This is a genomic window from Halalkalibacter akibai JCM 9157 (assembly GCF_000513135.1).
GTDB classification, from domain to species: domain Bacteria; phylum Bacillota; class Bacilli; order Bacillales; family Bacillaceae_D; genus Halalkalibacter; species Halalkalibacter akibai.
Genome location: NZ_BAUV01000038.1, coordinates 1 through 17,212, shown reverse-complemented (window position 1 = coordinate 17,212; position 17,212 = coordinate 1). Strand labels below are relative to the sequence as shown.

At 37.8% G+C, this 17,212-nt stretch carries 14 protein-coding genes and 1 pseudogene; 3 read left to right on the top strand and 12 right to left on the bottom strand.

The genetic code is table 11. The annotated features are described in order from the left end of the window. Positions 1-8: 8 nt before the first annotated feature. From xylE to groES, 6 genes and pseudogenes are all read right to left on the bottom strand, one after another. Positions 9-1,402, bottom strand: a pseudogene (xylE, locus tag JCM9157_RS17225) (D-xylose transporter XylE). Between the two features lie 312 nt (positions 1,403-1,714). Beyond that, positions 1,715-3,283 (bottom strand): response regulator, encoded by a 1,569-nt coding sequence (locus JCM9157_RS17220; protein ID WP_035666665.1) that lies wholly within the window; start codon positions 3,281-3,283, stop codon positions 1,715-1,717. Between the two features lie 11 nt (positions 3,284-3,294). Further along, positions 3,295-4,716 (bottom strand): sensor histidine kinase, encoded by a 1,422-nt coding sequence (locus tag JCM9157_RS17215; protein WP_035666663.1) that lies wholly within the window; start codon positions 4,714-4,716, stop codon positions 3,295-3,297. Beyond that, on the bottom strand, positions 4,713-5,711 hold the full coding sequence (locus JCM9157_RS17210; RefSeq protein ID WP_035666661.1) for a sugar-binding protein: 999 nt from the start codon (positions 5,709-5,711) through the stop codon (positions 4,713-4,715). Before JCM9157_RS17210 ends, JCM9157_RS17215 begins: the two co-directional genes overlap by 4 nt. A gap of 440 nt (positions 5,712-6,151) precedes the next feature. After that, entirely contained in the window at positions 6,152-7,789 is a 1,638-nt protein-coding gene (gene groL, locus JCM9157_RS17200) for a chaperonin GroEL (RefSeq protein WP_035666659.1), read from the bottom strand. Positions 7,790-7,845: 56 nt separating this feature from the next. Continuing rightward, positions 7,846-8,130, bottom strand: coding sequence for a co-chaperone GroES (groES, locus tag JCM9157_RS17195; RefSeq protein WP_035666658.1), 285 nt, complete (start codon positions 8,128-8,130; stop codon positions 7,846-7,848). 394 nt (positions 8,131-8,524) lie between these two features. On the opposite strand from groES, the gene JCM9157_RS17190 reads away from it, so the two are divergent. Both JCM9157_RS17190 and JCM9157_RS17185 read left to right on the top strand, forming a co-directional pair. Continuing rightward, a complete protein-coding gene (locus tag JCM9157_RS17190; RefSeq protein ID WP_035666657.1) occupies positions 8,525-9,250 on the top strand; it encodes a CPBP family intramembrane glutamic endopeptidase in 726 nt (241 codons plus the stop codon). Then, positions 9,247-9,471, top strand: coding sequence for a YdiK family protein (locus JCM9157_RS17185; protein WP_035666656.1), 225 nt, complete (start codon positions 9,247-9,249; stop codon positions 9,469-9,471). The genes JCM9157_RS17190 and JCM9157_RS17185 overlap by 4 nt, the downstream gene beginning before the upstream one ends. A gap of 40 nt (positions 9,472-9,511) precedes the next feature. Here the strand turns inward: JCM9157_RS17185 and JCM9157_RS17180 are convergent, their stop codons facing one another. Together JCM9157_RS17180 and amyS are read right to left on the bottom strand one after the other, a co-directional pair. Then, positions 9,512-10,135: a hypothetical protein gene (locus JCM9157_RS17180; protein WP_035666655.1), complete on the bottom strand. Its 624-nt coding sequence runs from the start codon at positions 10,133-10,135 to the stop codon at positions 9,512-9,514. A 47-nt stretch (positions 10,136-10,182) separates the two neighbouring features. Further along, complete coding sequence (amyS, locus tag JCM9157_RS17175; protein WP_081734227.1) at positions 10,183-11,733, bottom strand: alpha-amylase; 1,551 nt, start codon at positions 11,731-11,733, stop codon at positions 10,183-10,185. A 352-nt stretch (positions 11,734-12,085) separates the two neighbouring features. Between amyS and JCM9157_RS17170 the strand changes: the two genes are divergently transcribed. Beyond that, positions 12,086-12,982, top strand: a complete 897-nt coding sequence (locus JCM9157_RS17170) for an alpha/beta hydrolase family protein (RefSeq protein ID WP_035666654.1) — start codon at positions 12,086-12,088, stop codon at positions 12,980-12,982. Positions 12,983-13,106: 124 nt separating this feature from the next. On the opposite strand, the gene JCM9157_RS17165 is transcribed toward JCM9157_RS17170, so the two are convergent. The 4 genes from JCM9157_RS17165 to JCM9157_RS17150 all read right to left on the bottom strand — a co-directional run bounded on the left by JCM9157_RS17165 (position 13,107) and on the right by JCM9157_RS17150 (position 16,952). Continuing rightward, positions 13,107-13,820, bottom strand: a complete 714-nt coding sequence (locus tag JCM9157_RS17165; RefSeq protein ID WP_035666653.1) for a hypothetical protein — start codon at positions 13,818-13,820, stop codon at positions 13,107-13,109. A gap of 463 nt (positions 13,821-14,283) precedes the next feature. Continuing rightward, positions 14,284-15,696 (bottom strand): MDR family MFS transporter, encoded by a 1,413-nt coding sequence (locus JCM9157_RS17160; RefSeq protein WP_235715042.1) that lies wholly within the window; start codon positions 15,694-15,696, stop codon positions 14,284-14,286. A gap of 146 nt (positions 15,697-15,842) precedes the next feature. Further along, positions 15,843-16,373 (bottom strand): DoxX family protein, encoded by a 531-nt coding sequence (locus JCM9157_RS17155; protein WP_035666651.1) that lies wholly within the window; start codon positions 16,371-16,373, stop codon positions 15,843-15,845. 42 nt (positions 16,374-16,415) lie between these two features. After that, entirely contained in the window at positions 16,416-16,952 is a 537-nt protein-coding gene (locus JCM9157_RS17150) for a DoxX family protein (protein WP_035666649.1), read from the bottom strand. Positions 16,953-17,212 lie beyond the last annotated feature (260 nt).

The window sequence follows — 17,212 nt, the reverse complement described above, 5'->3', positions numbered from 1 at the left end:
ATTACCAGCTACGCACTCTTTTTATTAACCAAAATAGTCTCTAACTCTTCCAATGATCTACCTTTCGTTTCAGGGATAAACTTCCAAATGAAGATCACTGAAAGTAACTCATCAATCCGTAGAATGAATACGTTAATCCTCCGCTAAACTCCATCATTGCTGGGTACGTCGATGAAATAAAATAGTTAGCTGTCCATTGTGCCGCTACAGCAATGGCTACAGCTTGCCCTCTGATTTTATTAGGGAAGATCTCAGAAATAAGTACCCAGACCACCGGACCCCATGACATCATAAATGATGCTGTGTAGATAATAATAAAAATTAATGTCCAGATTCCGATTGTGTTTGAGAATGCCATACCGGCCACTCCAAACATACCAATTGTCATTCCTATTGAACCAATAATTAATAGCGGCTTTCTACCAAACTTATCTACTGTGAAAATAGCGATTAACGTGAATAACACATTAACTAAGCCCATAACGATCGTTTGGAACATGGATGCATCTCGTGCCGCTCCCATGCTTTCAAATATTCTTGGCGCATAATAAAGCGCAACATTTATCCCGACAAATTGCTGGAATACAGATAGTAAAATTCCGATGACAATAATCGTTTTCCCGTAAGAAAATAGCCTTGCTTTGTTTACATCAAACGACTTCTTAATCTCAAACATTGTTGCTTTTGCCATTGTTTCATCGTAAATTCGAGACAGAACCGCCATTGCTTTCTCATCCTGATTTTTAGAAACTAAATATCGTGGTGTTTCTGGCACTGTAAACAATAGGAGTAAGAAAAGCAAAGCTGGGATTGCCTCTGATAAAAACATATAGCGCCAACCAACATCATTAATCCATTCCATTGTTTGTCCTCGTCCGATTCCCCAGTTAACAAAATAAACGACTAACATCCCAAAAATAATAGCAAACTGGTTTAAAGAAACGAGTGTCCCTCTTATACGAGCTGGTGCAATTTCCCCAATATACATTGGTGAGACTGCCGATGCTAACCCAACACCAATTCCCCCAATGATGCGGTAAATATTAAAGGTAATTAACAGCGCAACGGAAGGCTCACCTTTTGTAAAAAATAAAACTTCAGGAAACGCAGATCCTAGGGCTGACAATAAAAATAAAAAGGCAGCGAGGATTAGCGTATTTTTTCTTCCAAATCGAGTGGCAAAAAATCCTGAAATAAGCCCTCCGATAATACAACCAATTAATGCACTTGAAACGGTAACCCCATGTACAAGGGAACTTAGACCTAAACTATCTGCAAAATACGTTTGAAGTGACCCTTCAGCGCCTGAAATAACTGCTGTGTCATATCCAAATAAAAGTCCACCAAGTGTTGCAACGAGTGTAATTAACACAATGTATAACGTACTATTTTTCTTCTTCATATGTGGCAAAAGAGAAATGAATTTCTCTTTCTTCCTCCCCTCTCTTAAACAAGTAACTCTTTGTTAAAACCCTTACATAAAGTAATTTAGTGTGAACCAAATCTCCCTCCTATAGGAATGATTTCGTTTTCATTATTTAATAATAGAACCTGCAAAAACACTTTCAATACATTAAAATTATCATGAAAACGCATTCTAAAAAGCGCTTTCTCCTTTACTTTCTTGTAAATACCTCTAAATTCTTGTCAAAGCTTATCTTTTTCAAAAAAACCTTTGATAAAAAGCAAAAAACAGCAACACATGATTGCTGTTTCACTGATGATACTTATTTCGATATTCACGTGGGCTCATCCCAATTTCCTTCTTAAAAGCTGTACTAAAATAATTCGGATCTTTATAGCCTACATCGAATGCTATTTCCTTTAATGGCTTATTTCCATCCAATAGTAGTTCGGTAGCTTTTTGGATTCGAGTATTCTTCAAATACTCCATAAAGGTAACTTGAAACCTATCTTTAAATAACTTACTTAAATAATAAGAGCTAATCCCAATCTCTTCAGCAACCTCTTCAAGAGATATTGATTTTTGATAGTTGCTATCAATATATTCCTTAGCTTGTAAAAGCAAAGCGTGCATTCCGTTTGCTCGCCATTTCCCCATACGCTCGCTAATAGTTATGAGATGTGATTTAGCAACTTCTTTGATTTGCATTGTCGTTTCTAATTTTCCTAATCCTACCTGAATATCTTCGTCAAACCCAAGCTCTTTCATCGAGCGAGTTAACACAATAAAGAAATCCTCCATCGCTTTTTGAACGGGTTTTACCTGAAAGTCAGTAGATTGCTGAATCGACTGAAAATAAGATTCAAACATTTGTAGCCCTTTTTGCAAGTCACCTTTTTTAACAGCCTCTACTAACTCTTTTTCTACTTCAAAAGGAATCAGATCTTTTCTTCTTTGCTTCAACTGCTCGTTATAAACCAAATAAGAAGCACTTTGATGACTATGAACGAACTCCAACGCATATATGGCTTCCTTATAAGAGTTAGAAAAGTGATTCACATTTGAGACGACCATTCCAACTCCAGCATACAGACGACATTGCTCTAATTTCTTTTGAACTTGATGAAGAACCGCCCTTACAAACTCATGTCTTATTTCACTTTTTTCATGATCAGCAAATAACACTAATACAGGAACCTGAAACCCGGTTAACGGACCAATAAAACAAGAGAGGCTTTGCTCGTGTAATACCTGTTTTAGTAATCGATACCAACGGCTTTTTTCCTCACGATCTGGAAGCAGCCTGTCCGATTCAAACGAAAAAACGGTTGCAAACCCTTTCTTCTGTTCGAGTTCCAGGCCTAACCATTCATCCCACTCGCCCTGATCAAACTCATGGACGTGATCCATAATAAGAGAAACAATAAAATCTCTCTCTATTAAGGAATGGACTCTTTCAAGACGACGATTGACCTGTTTTCTTTCTATCACTCTTTGTTCTTCACTCTCGATGTCTACTACCATGCGATCGAAGGCTTCTACTACCTCGCTAACTTTACTTGGCTTTAATAAATACTCTTTTATCCCAAACTTCATTGCCTCACGCGCATAATCAAACGTATCAAATGCCGATACCATAATAAATTTTGTATTCGGAAGGTCAGGCACAATTTTCCTTATTGCCTCAATGCCATCGAATTCAGGCATTTTTATATCCATAAAGATTAAATCTGGCTTATAGAGTAAGGCACGTTCCATAGCTTCCTTTCCATTCTGGGCCTCCGCAACAACTTCAAAATTAGATCGATTTTTACGAAGCATTAAGCTAATACCTTCTCGCTCAATCGGTTCATCGTCGACCAACATTACTTTTATCAAATCATGTCCCCCTATCCTCGGTTTAAGCGAATGCTAACCTTCGTACCTACTCCAATGCTTGAAGAGATCGTAAATGTACTTTCTTTATCAAATAATAAAAGCCGGTCCCTCACATTTTTCATGCCGATTCCAGTGGAATGTCCTGATCCGTTCTGAGATGAAATAAAATCAGATTCTTCCTCTTTGCCTAACAAACGATTCATTGTTTTTTGATCCATCCCGACCCCATTGTCTTTAACATCTATACACACCATCTCATCCTGTTGGTAAATATGAACTTCAATTTTTGCTCCTCCAGCCATGCTTTCAATTCCGTGTATAAAAGCGTTCTCAACAATAGGCTGAAGCGTTAGGCATGGAAGTGGAGTTGATAAACAACTAGGATCTACATTTTCAATAAACTCTACTCGATCACGGAAACGAGCTTTTTGGATATAAAAATACTCCTTTATTATTTCTACTTCATCTTTCAGCGTCGTTTGCCGATCTAGATTACCGATATTATAACGAAGTAAGGTGGAAACAGAGGAAATCAAGTCACTCGTTCGTTCCGCGCCTTCGATATAAGAGGTTTTTGAAATCGTGTTTAATGTGTTAAACAGAAAATGCGGATTGATCTGATTTTGCAAACTTTTTAATTCCATCTCTTTTAACAGTTGGGCTAACCTTGCCTTTTCTTCTAACTCGCTAACTGACTCGAGGATATTCCTTTTCATTTCATTAAATGTCTTCGTCAAAAACCACAGCTCATCCTTCCGCGAAACCGTAACATCCTTCCCAGTATAACGACCTGATGATATTTCTTGCGCCGCCTTTGTCAACCTTCTTATTGTTCTCGTAATTCCATTAGAAAACCAGATAGCGAATAAAATACTGAGGAAAATGATTGCAATAATAATCGCAGTCCCCATTTTCTTTGTATTGATAACCTTTTCATCTATAAGGACTGATAACTCATGATAGTTTGCAAGCTCCACATTAATGATATCAAGCGTTTTCTCATGAATATAACTAGCTGTTCTCTCTGCTTCATTTAAATAAATGGAATACTCTTGTATATCTTGGTTAGCTATGCCTTCTACTACCAGATCTGTTTCTTCAATAAAACTTGTTATCATATTTAGAACGTTTTTCTTAGAGATTCCGTCCTTTTCTGTTTCCTTAAATATTTGATGTAACTGAAGCAACTGCTCTTTATCTTCTTGAAAGTGATCTAGGTTTTCAGATAAAGGTTCATGAACATAAATTTGCAACGACTGAAAGGTCTGACCCGTCGTTTTCGTCATTTCATTTAAGAGAAAAAAGTAGTCAACATGCTCATTATAAAGCTCCATAACTTGATCGTTACTCTGTTCCCGAATAAGAAACAACAGAATTAGCAATAGAAGTATACTAGCAAAATAAATAAGTAACTTTGTACGTATTTTAATCACGAGGCCCCACCCTCTTGACGATTTCTATTGGGCAAGTCAGATTTTCGAATAATCGATAAGTCTGTATGATATAAATCCTGGAACGGCTTATTTTCAATAATTGTTAACATCTTCTCAACGCCTCGATATCCCATCTCAAAAGGCTGTTGTTCAACAATAGCGTTGATGTCACCGTTTTCCAACAGTAGAATATTCTCATCAATCGCATCAAAGGTAATCACATACATCTCATTCTCTTTTTTTAGGGATTTTGCTGCGGCTACAATCCCAACCCCGTTATAAGAACTTGTCCCATAAAAAGCTGTAATGTTAGTATGCTCGTTTAACATTCTATATGCTTTCTCCTCTGCATCTACTCTAGAGATATCCGATTCTTCTATAGCAACAATATTAATTCCCTCAAACTGCTCTACAATGTCAGTAAATCCTTTTACACGAAGCTGATGCAGGGCATTATCAAAACTGCCGGAAATGATTCCAACCGTCGCTTCCCCTTTTGTATCCTCAGCTAATGCTTTCCCTGCTAACTGTCCTGCCAAATAATTGTCCGTCCCAATATAGACATCACGCATACTTTCTGAAGCATCTGTATCAATCGTAATAACGGGAATACCTTTTTTCACTGCCTGATTAATAAGCGGCGTAAATTGTTCGTTAAGCGCTTGCACGATAATCCCATCTACTTTTGATTTAATCGCCATATCTAATAGCTTAAGTTGCTCATCAGGATTAGAACGCTCAGGCCCTCCATATTCAACATAAACATCATGGTTTGCCTCTGCTGTCTTCGCACCTTGTCCAACTAAACGCCAATATTCATGATTCATTTCTTCTCCAATTAAAGCAAAATGATAGTTCGGAACGTCATCTTCAGAAGTCATCGCTGCCATAATTTTTTCATCGTCTATCTGTGACTGTTGATAAAAATAAAGCGAGAACCCAAAAGCCGTCATAAAAGCAAAAATTAATAACATATATAAAATCGTCCGTCTCATATTGTCCCCCTAACTAAAACAGTAATGCTATAAGCAGATCCTATCATATTGGATTTTAACATAACAAATGTGAATGTCTGCATTCACATTATGTAGATGCCTGCTCCAATGTCATTCTCTTTAACTATAATTGAAAGCGAAGATGCCATTTCTAGAGTTGGACTGATTTTTGATTTATGAAAAGGCAACAGTATCTGGAACTGTTAACAAGAAAAAAGAGATTGCGAGAACAGTCTCAACAATCTCTTTTATATTTTTACACATCGAGAAAACCTTGCAAATCCTACGCTGGACAAAGGTCAAAAATGAAAAAGAAGCTTCCCCCATGTTCAGTGAACTCATGAGAAGCCTCCGTTAATTAACCTCAATGTTAGCAAAATGTTAGCATTTCACTCTCGCCTTATTAATAAACCCAGTCATACCAAGGGTTTAAGGGACGATTACATCATGCCGCCCATTCCACCCATACCGCCCATGCCGCCCATATCAGGCATGCCGCCGCCGCCTTCTTCAGGCTTATCAGCGATTACAGCTTCAGTAGTTAGGAACATTGCAGATACAGATGCAGCGTGTTGAAGCGCTGAACGTGTAACTTTAGTTGGGTCAACGATACCAGCTTCAACCATGTTTACCCACTCACCAGTTGCAGCGTTGAATCCTAGGCCAACTGCTTCGCCTTTAAGACGCTCAACGATAACAGATCCTTCAAGACCAGCGTTGTGAGCAATTTGACGAACTGGCTCTTCAAGTGCACGAAGAACGATGTTTACACCAGTAGCTTCGTCGCCTTCAGCTTGAACAGCTTGAACCGCTTGAATTACGTTAACAAGTGCAGTACCACCACCAGCTACGATACCTTCTTCAACAGCAGCACGAGTTGAGTTAAGAGCATCTTCAATGCGTAGTTTGCGCTCTTTTAATTCTGTTTCAGTTGCAGCACCAACTTTAAGAACAGCAACACCACCAGCTAATTTAGCAAGGCGCTCTTGAAGCTTTTCCTTGTCAAATTCTGAAGTTGTTTCTTCAAGTTGAGCTTTGATTTGGTTAACACGAGCTGCGATTTGAGCTGTGTCTCCAGCACCTTCAACGATTGTTGTGTTTTCTTTTGTAACAACAACTTTTCCAGCGCGGCCAAGTTGAGTGATGTTAGCAGACTTAAGGTCAAGACCTAGGTCTTCAGTGATCACTTCACCACCTGTAAGTGTTGCGATATCTTCAAGCATTACTTTACGACGGTCACCAAATCCTGGAGCTTTAACAGCAACAGCATTGAACGTACCACGTAATTTATTTACAACTAGTGTTGCAAGAGCTTCACCTTCAACATCTTCAGCGATGATTAGGATCGGACGACCTTGTTGAACTACTTGCTCAAGAACAGGAAGAACTTCTTGAATGCTTGCAATCTTTTTGTCTGTGATTAGAACATAAGGATTGTCAAGAACAGCTTCCATCTTATCAGAGTCAGTTACCATATAAGGAGATGCATATCCGCGGTCGAATTGCATACCTTCTACTACTTCTAGCTCTGTAGAGAAACCTTTAGATTCTTCAATTGTGATAACACCATCGTTACCAACACGATCCATTGCTTCTGCAATAATCTCACCAACTTCATTGTCAGCAGAAGAAATAGCTGCAACTTGTGCGATAGAAGCTTTTCCTTCGATCGGCTTAGAAATTTTTCTTAATTCTTCAACAGCAGCAGCTGTTGCTTTTTCGATCCCTTTACGAATAACCATTGGGTTCGCACCAGAAGTAACGTTTTTAAGACCTTCACGGATCATAGCTTGAGCTAGAACCGTTGCAGTTGTTGTACCGTCACCAGCGATGTCGTTTGTTTTACTTGCTACTTCAGCAACAAGCTTTGCACCCATGTTTTCGAATGCATCTTCTAGTTCAATTTCCTTAGCAATTGTAACACCGTCATTTGTAATTAATGGAGAACCAAATTTCTTTTCTAGAACAACATTACGTCCTTTTGGTCCAAGTGTTACTTTCACAGCGTTTGCAAGTGCATCTACACCACGAAGCATAGAGCGGCGCGCGTCTTCACTAAATTTAATATCTTTAGCCATGATTTCTACCTCCTAGAATTTTATCAGTATATGTAGAGTCTAAACTCATAAATGTTTTAGCCAATTACAGCAAGAATATCACTTTCACGTAGAATTAAATACTCTTTACCTTCAAACTTCACTTCAGTACCTGCATACTTCGAGAAGATAATTGTATTTCCTTCGCTAACTTCAAGAGCAACTCGCTCACCATTTTCTGTTACACGACCAGAACCAACGGCAACGACTTTACCTTCTTGAGGCTTTTCCTTTGCAGAATCTGGTAATACAATACCGCTTGCTGTTTTTTCCTCTGATTCAACTAACTCAATGACTACACGATCACCTAATGGCTTTAACAAGGAAAACACCCTCCTTCAGAATCTTTACATTTTTTATTATTAGCACTCGACTCTAACGAGTGCTAACACAATTATTATAATAATAATAACTGGATAGTTTTGCAAGTGTTTTGCAAAAAAAAATTTTCGACTTTAATCAACATATACTTAGCAAAATGAAGCGAACCGTTCACGGTCTTCTGCCAAGAAAAAAATCACATAAAGCCTACTCATGTTACATAAGGTAGTAAGAACATGTCCTAAGTGCTCAAACCTTCTTTAGCATATCCAAAACAATTTCATCTATGCATTACTTCGTGGTAAGACTGAGCCTTTCCTTCTGCTTTTCTTTAATAGTTATGTTAAAATATGTTGATGAAATTTTTACAATACCTTTTATAAAGGAGCTTGTACATTGAATAAACGTTATTGGTGGATTCTAATTACATACGCTTTAATGCAACTCTCTGCAATTGCAGGAATGCCTTTACTTTTAACTCTTGGGGTTGATATCGAACGTATTCCCGGCGTATGGAGCATGTTTAGTTTCACGCTTGGATTAATTATCATCCTCTTCTTATTAAAACCAGATATTGTTCACCGACATACTCGAGCAAATCGTTCATCAAGAGGAGAAGCAGTTCGCTGGTCTATTATTGGTGTTTTTCTTGTATTTGCCGCACAGTATGCAGCGGCATTAATTGAAATGTTTGTTCTAGGAATTGAACCAGGTTCTGAGAATACGGAAACAATCGTTGAATTTGCTAAAGCCTTTCCTGCTTTTATCATTGTTGTTTCTGTTATTGGTCCGATTCTTGAAGAGATCGTATTTCGCTTAGTTATTTTTGGAGCACTCTATAAACGATTTGGATTTTGGATCGCCGGAATCGGAAGTTCGCTTATATTTGCTGCCGTTCATATGGACTTTACCCATTTACTTGTTTATACCGCAATGGGATTAGTATTTGCTTTCCTATATGTAAAGACAGGACGTATTCTCGTTCCAATTATCGCCCATGTTGCCATTAATCTTTTTGTTGCAATTGTCAATGTCCTGTTAGCCGACAGAATTGAAGATTGGGTAGAGCAACTTGAACAACTTCAACAAACATCAATTATCATCATTGGAGGATTATTATGAGAGCATCTCCCATTACAATGGCGCTCCTTTATTTTTCCATAGGCGTACTACTCGTCTTTTTCGCCATTCAAAATGTGAGTACCTCAGGATGGAATTTTTGGAGCTATTTAATTGTTTCATTTGCTGCAATTGACTTTATGATCGCATACCGCTTTTATCGTCTACGCCGAGTGATCAAGCAGTTACAGAATCAGAATCAGAATAAAAAGAAGAAAGATTAATGATTAAAGGCTACCGTTTACGGTAGCCTTTATTGTTTTATTAATTAATATTTAGCTTGTAATACTCACCTAAATTATTCTCCACTAAACAACTCCCTGATTGGTAGCATTTTAAGTAAAACAAACAACCTGTTTCCCCAAAAGACTCAAACGAATACTCCCAGATTTCTAAGCTATTATAAGGCATAGTTTCTTTAAAATGCGCTTTCTGTCTGAAAACGGGATTATGTTGTTTATCTAGGATGACGATTTCCACACCACTAATTTTTTTATCAGGCTGACAGATTGCTGCCCCTGTATAAATCATATTCTGCTTGTATAGATAGTAAGGTAAAATAAGCGACTCACCTAAGATAACCGTTCCAAACTCTCCTCCTATCTTGTATTCAGATGTTTGTATTTCTCCTTGTTCAAAAGCAAACACTACACCATCCTTAAGAAGACCAGAGTGTTTTTTCATTTGCACCTTGAATTCCCATACTGCAAAATGATCTTTTTGTAAAATCAGTTCTGCAACCCTTTGACCGAACGCCGCAGACTTTAATAGCATTGCCTCTGCGGAGAATGTAGAGTTTGATGACTTCACTCTCCCACTCAACTCTAATTTTTGATAAGAATGGTCTAGTAGTTCAGCATGTAGTAATTGAATATTTGCTGTAGCCATAGAATTCTCCTTAAGGAGAAAGAAATGACTCTTTAGGTCTCTTCCTCTTATTTGTTTACCCAAATAGAAACTGATCCTCCATTTACAGAAAAATTACCCCATCCATCAGCATTAATCGTAACAGTACCTGCACGATTTCCAGTGATATCGGTCCAAACTTGACCAGCTTTATTACGCCCAACAAACATCCACTTATTTCCTCCTGCCCCATCGGACATGATAGTAGCTAAACCGGAGTTGGGGTGTGCTGTATTCCCTTCACGTGTCCAACCGATGATATTATGATGGTCTAAGTAGTCATTTTGTCTTCCATATGCATACTTTTGACGCGCTTCTAGAATCGGGTCAATTTTCGATTTCATCGCTGGTACACCATGCGTTGGAATGCCATAATAATCTCCATAAAATACAGATGGGTAGCCTTGTTCACGTGTTAATGTCAAAGCATACGCTAATGGTTTGAACCATTCTTCAACAAAAGACTCTAAAGCTTCTTCAGGTTGCGAATCATGATTATCAACAAATGTAACAGCATGCATTGGATGTCTTTGCACGACTGTACCATTAAATATTTGCCTCATATCATAATTCCCTCCGCTTTTTGAAGCATTATAGAGGTTATAGTGCAGCGGAACATCAAAGACTGAATGGTTCCAGTTTGTTTTGTTTAAATAGTTTTCAATAGCACCTAAATCATTTTTCCAAAATTCCGCAACCGCAAACATATTTTTGCCAGTTGCACTTCTAACATGATTGATCCAATCACGAGTAAAGCTGTATTTTATATGTTTTACTGCATCTATTCTAAAACCATCAAGGCCTAATGTATTCGTATACCAAACACCCCAATTTCTTAGCTCATTCACTACCTCTGGGTGATCCATGTCAATATCTGCATACATTAGGTAATCATAGTTACCGTTTTCTGTATCGACTTCCCAATCCCACCCTTTTCCATCACCTCTAAATTTATAAATTCGATTGTTCAGCTTACGTGACTGATCCCAATCTACTCCATCAAAGTGATACCATCTCCATTTGAAGTTTGAATGAGTATTACCTCGTCCTGGAAAGTCAAACTTTGTCCAAGCCTCAATTGTATATTCACCGGACACTTCTTGATTTCTATTATTCGGGTTTACTTCAACTGCCCTAACCATTTCGGTAGCGTCTGCTCCCCCTTTATGATTCATTACAACATCGCCGTACACTTGAATTCCATTACTTTTCAAGGCGTTAACTGCAGCTTGTAACTGATTGCGCGTTCCATATTTTGTACGAATGGTTCCTTTTTGATTGAATTCTCCTAAATCATACAGATCATAAGCACCATACCCTACATCATTTTGAGAGGCACCCTTCCATGCAGGAGGAATCCAAACGGCTGAGATCCCTTTATCTTTTAGGTTACTTGCATCAGACCTTAATCTATTCCAATGGTTTCCGTCATTTGGTAGATACCATTCAAAGTACTGCATCATTGTGCCGTTCGTACCATTATGGTGTGCTTCTACGTTTACTGAATTAAAAGGTATTGAGGTAATGACCAATAAAAACGCCAATAAAAAACTCATAAATCCATTTTTCCAATTCCTCATCGTTATCCTCCTTTTTGTAAGCGCTTACTAAAAGAACCTTAAAAAATCTTGTGGAAAATTTATCACGCCCCTTTGCACAGTTTATTGCGCAATTGTTTGCATAAAGATATTACATACAATTGACAACGTTATCGTATCATGATAAAAAATATTTGTGCAAACGTTTTTTATTTTCTGAAAATAAAATAGGATAATCTAACCACAGATACTTTCATTCATTTAGCATAAAAGTAATATGCATTTTAGCCCTTTGCTCCTGTTTCCATTATTTAAAAGGCTGGTATTCTAAGTTAGAGATACGTTTGAGCAATTTAACATTCCAGCTTTTTCAATTCGAAAGGAGGTTTAGATAGTGGTTAAACTTGAACACGCCGAACAAATAAATTTTAAACTGAGAGACGGTATCACATTGAGTGGACATTTATTCAAACCAAACGGACTTACCAAGTATCCAATAATTATTTTCATAACAGGTTCGGGTGGATTATCATACGAGATGGATTGGCAAGAGGAATCGTTCTATTTTTGCCGAACACTTGTCAATATCTCTATATCAGAAGGATTTGCTTTTTTGTTAGTAAATAAGCGCGGGGTCGGACGTTCGGAAGGAAATTGGAAAACGCAGACTTTCTATGACAGAGCAGAGGATATCTATGATGTTATTTTATCTATCGGAAAACGTCACGAAATATTGGAAAAGCATATAAGTATTATTGGTCATAGTCAAGGAGGATGGGTCGTTCAACTACTTGCCTCTCATTATTCTGATTTGTTAAAATCTGCTTTAAGTATCGCCGGTCCAGCATACAGCGTTCAAGAACAAATAATTGATAATATTAAAACAAGTATGATTATCAGAGGATATTATCATTCAATAAAATGGTTGCTTCCCATTTTCAGATTTACCTTTACTTCCTATCAATTACTTTCCAAAAAAATTAAACTTGGATACTTAAGCTACATACTAGATTACGATGCGCGAAATACCATTCCATTCATAAAAGTTCCAACTTGCTTTGTTTTTGCTGAAAATGATAACCTTGTGCCGTTGGAGCAAAATGAACCACTAGCACGTAAATTACTAGTAAAAGTTACGGTTCCCTACAAAATCATTGTAGCCCCAGGGGTCAATCACAGTTTTGCGAAGTCGAAAAAATATCAGACTTGGGAAGAAATTGAGTCAAAAGCAAGTCCAGAATTCACCAAGATGGTCAAAGATTTTTTGGATTGGACTAGAGCAGAATTGTAGTTTGGTGACTGAATAGAAAACCACAATTTCAACTAATAATGACAAATATAAAAAGCTTAAGTCCAGTACAATAGTCTCAAGCTCTAACATCCTAAATACAATGCAGACAGCTTTTGTTGGAACATTAAACTAAAAACACTAACAGCCAGACAAACAGATACAAAAGAATAACCGTAAGGACCCGGCCCTTGTTCTTCTCGAAATCAAACTGTTCCATCTCAGTCATGTCTTCAAAAACCATCTTATCTTCCTCAGCAAGCTTCATGATTCGATAAGAAGTCATTAACACTCGAATCGTCGCGATGAATACTAAGATCATTATAACTAACATGGGTAAAACAAAAAGCTGTGGCATTAACATCGCTAACGGGATTAAAAAGGCCATCAACCCATGCGTCCACATATAAAACCTTTTTCTACGTTGATATAGCTCACTCCATCGTTCTTCTACAGAAGCTCTTGCTAAACTAATATAAAAGTTCATCAAAAAATAAGTAAATATTAGACCAATTACAATTTCTAAAGTATCAATCAATGAAAAGAAATTCAGTTCAGGAGTTTCAATATTGAAACCCGAAAGTTCACTGTTATGACTAGTTATTGAATAATCAAAAAGTGGACTAAACCAGTTAAAAAACGAAAGGACAACCATTATATATGTCCAAGGTAATAGTTTCTGAATCTGTTGACTCAAAGGTACCATTTTTTTAATGGCAAAAATAATGATGATGAATCCAACGAAATTAGGTAAGATTGACATCTCATTAAGGTTAAAATTGAAAAACGTAAGAATTAATCCCCAAAATAAAAGCGATAGTCCTGTTTGGTATTGTTGCACTCTACCATCCTCCTTTTAAACTAACACCACCCTTACAAACGACAAAAGAAAAAATACGGAAAGAACGGTTCCATATAATTGTAACTTATATGTCATTCAATCAACTCCCCTTTTCTAACATTTTCTTCCTACATCATATGAATCTTTTTGTTTGACGATACGTCTCATAAAAAGAAAAAAGGTTACCTCATAAAGTCTAATTGACTTTTTGAGATAACCTTGGAAGTAAGTTCACTTGTAAAGACCGTTTTTGTTGTGTTTGGGACTTACGTTTCCCCGCACTCACATGTTCGTTCCATTGCGCTCCAGTCACTCGCTTTCCGTGGTGAGGTGCCGAGCCTCCTCGGCTGAGCCTGTGGTGTCACGCCCCTACCTCTGTATCCCGCAGGAGTCGAGTGACTTCCGCTCCATTTCACTTAGAGAGAATACTAACCAGTCTTTTTAAAACTTAGGAAAAACACCTCTACACTTGGGCTGCTAGTTTATCATCTTTACGTGATGCTTTTTCAAGATAAAATGCAGCAGGGACCGTTAAAGCAGTTAAAATTGTGATAACAAGGAACCCTTCATTTATTGCTTGAATACTTGCTTCCTCTAATGAATTCATCGTGACCGCTAGTTGTCCTCTTCTAACCTCATAATAAATAGAAACAAAGACAATTCCTAAAGCGGAACTCATTTGTCTTATAACATTATTCATTGCTGATCCGCGCGAAATCAGATGACCCGGAATTGCGTTCATTCCTGTTGTGGTCGAAGGCATACTACTTAAGCCCATTCCAATTCCTCTTACAGCCATCCATATAAAGATTAAAATAAGTGACGTATCAATCGTTAGAAAACCGAGTGGTAAAGTCCCTATTGTCACGATAATAAGTCCACTTGATATCACACCTGTTGCACCTTTACGATCAAGAATTCGCCCACCTATACTCATAAAAATTCCTGTTAGCAATGCCGATGGTAAAAACACAAGCCCTGTCATAATCGGACCAAGATTATATACTTGCTGAATTAAAAGCGGGATAAGAAAAATTCCTGCAAACAGACCAATCGACGAGACACTCGCAATGATCATACTGTATGTATACGCTGGTACACGGAACAAAGTTAGATCTAGAAGTGGCTGCTCTACTTTTCGTTCTATTTGTACAAACACATAAATTAGTCCAATTCCTAACGCGACAAGAAGCAGATTTAGTGGCTCAGTTAGATGCGACAATTCAGACATGCGTCCTAATGCGTATAACACAGCCCCTACTCCTAACGTAATCGTCACAAAACCATAGCGGTCAAAGGTCACTTTTGTATTTGACCCTGTTTTAGGTAAATAGCGAAGCGCAAACCAAAGTCCGATTAAACCAAACGGCACATTGACTAAAAATAAATATTTCCAGTTCATCGTTTCAAGGATAAAACCACCAAAAGTCGGGCCAATGGTCGGAGCCATCATCGCTGAGATTCCCCAAACGCCTGTTGCGAGTCCTCGTTCTTTTCTCGGAAAAGCTTCAAAAATAAGCGCCATCGAAAGAGGCATCATAATTCCTCCACCAATTCCTTGTAACCCTCTAAATACAATTAATGAACTTAAATTCCAAGATAATGTTCCTAGAATGGAACCAATGATAAAAATTGCTAAGCCAATTACATATAATTTCTTTTTCCCAAACCGGTCACCAAGATAACCCGTTACAGGTACTGTCATCCCCATCGTTACCATGAAAATTGTAATCACCCAACCGGTCGCAACTGCATCCGCAGAAAACACAGTCATTAGTTGAGGAACCGCAGGGTTTAACATACTGTTATTTAAAATCATCGTAAATGATCCCAGTAGGACCGCTACTACAACCATCCACTTTTTTGAAACGTTCATTTTCTCACCTTCACCATTTCGCCATCCGAAATAAATTATGAATCTATCATAGCACGAAATAGTCTAGATCAACAAACGAAACAAAACAGCAAATAGAGGCCAACCCGTCCCTCTCCTTGAGTCAACCTCTACATATACTTTTTTAGTTAAATTGCTTCTTTCAGTTTACCATTTACTTGTATCTTATCTTTATTCACAAGTCTCTTAAAGCTATTTTTCACATAAGGCAACACCCATCTGTCTCCACCATATCTACCTGCATTAGCTCCTGCTACTAAGATAAACATTGAGATCATAATCATCCACGGGTTAGTAGAAACAGTCCCGGCAAACAAGAATGACATGTTCATTACCACTCCGAAAAACGCCGCTGCTGAAGTGAATACTCCTAAGATTAATCCTAAGCCAACTAGTACTTCTCCCCAGGCTACTACCACACTAAACAAATCTGCATTTGGAATGGCGAAGCTCTCAAGAAACGCTACATAGTTTGGATATACTAACTCTTCCCCTCTCATAACTGGGTTAGCAACAGATCCTTGCAAATACCCTCCTGCATGAAAATCACCAGTCACTTTACCCCATCCAATGGTTAACCAAGTCCATCCAAGGTACACTCTTAAGAACATCCAAACCGCTGCTGCAAATTTATTTTCTCTGAAAAATTGACCTATCATTTTGAATTCCTCCTTTTTATGCTCACTATTTCACATACGATTTTAAGATACTCGTCTTAATCCACCTTTATTTGGCTCATTCGAAAATGTTTTGTGTTTTGCTTTGAATAATAAGTTTTTCACATATGGCAAAACCCATCTGTCTCCACCATATCTACCTGCATTTGCACCTGCGACTAAGATAAACATTGAGATCATGATCATCCATGGATTAGTAGAAACAGTTCCGGCAAACAAGAATGACATGTTCATTACAACTCCGAAAAAAGATGCCGCTGAAGTGAATACTCCTAAGATTAACCCTAAACCAACTAGCACTTCTCCCCACGCTACTAGAACACTAAACAAATCTGCATTTGGTATCGCAAAACTCTCTAGGAAAGCTACATAATTTGGATATACTAACTCTTCCCCTCTCAACACTGGGTTAGCCACTGATCCTTGTAAATACCCTCCTGCATGAAAATCTCCAGTCACTTTACCCCACCCAATGGTTAACCAAGTCCATCCAAGATACACTCGTAAGAACATCCAAACGGCTGCTGCATATTTATTTTCTCTGAAAAATTGACCTATCATTTTGAATTCCTCCTTTTTGATCGAATGATTGCTCAACATTTCACATTTAATTGTGAATGTTTTCACAACCTTTCTATACTCATAGTATAAGCGACAACATTAAGGTTGGCTACTGTATTTCAGGTGTTGTCATTCTTTGTTCAACATTGAAGATTTATATATAGAAGTGTGATATTTATCATAGTTTTCCGCTACGTTCTTCCGTTTTAGATTACAGGTTGGTTACTTATATGCACGTTTTTTCATCACTCTCGTTTCCT

Bases quoted from the DNA above. Each gene is read 5' to 3' on its own strand.
- JCM9157_RS17210 (WP_035666661.1), bottom strand. From the start codon at position 5,711: ATGAGACGGACGATTTTATATATGTTATTAATTTTTGCTTTTATGACG.
- groL (WP_035666659.1), bottom strand. From the start codon at position 7,789: ATGGCTAAAGATATTAAATTTAGTGAAGACGCGCGCCGCTCTATGCTT.
- JCM9157_RS17185 (WP_035666656.1), top strand. From the start codon at position 9,247: ATGAGAGCATCTCCCATTACAATGGCGCTCCTTTATTTTTCCATAGGC.
- JCM9157_RS17180 (WP_035666655.1), bottom strand. From the start codon at position 10,135: ATGGCTACAGCAAATATTCAATTACTACATGCTGAACTACTAGACCAT.
- amyS (WP_081734227.1), bottom strand. From the start codon at position 11,733: ATGAGGAATTGGAAAAATGGATTTATGAGTTTTTTATTGGCGTTTTTA.
- JCM9157_RS17160 (WP_235715042.1), bottom strand. From the start codon at position 15,696: ATGAACGTTTCAAAAAAGTGGATGGTTGTAGTAGCGGTCCTACTGGGA.
- JCM9157_RS17155 (WP_035666651.1), bottom strand. From the start codon at position 16,373: ATGATAGGTCAATTTTTCAGAGAAAATAAATTTGCAGCAGCGGTTTGG.
- JCM9157_RS17150 (WP_035666649.1), bottom strand. From the start codon at position 16,952: ATGATAGGTCAATTTTTCAGAGAAAATAAATATGCAGCAGCCGTTTGG.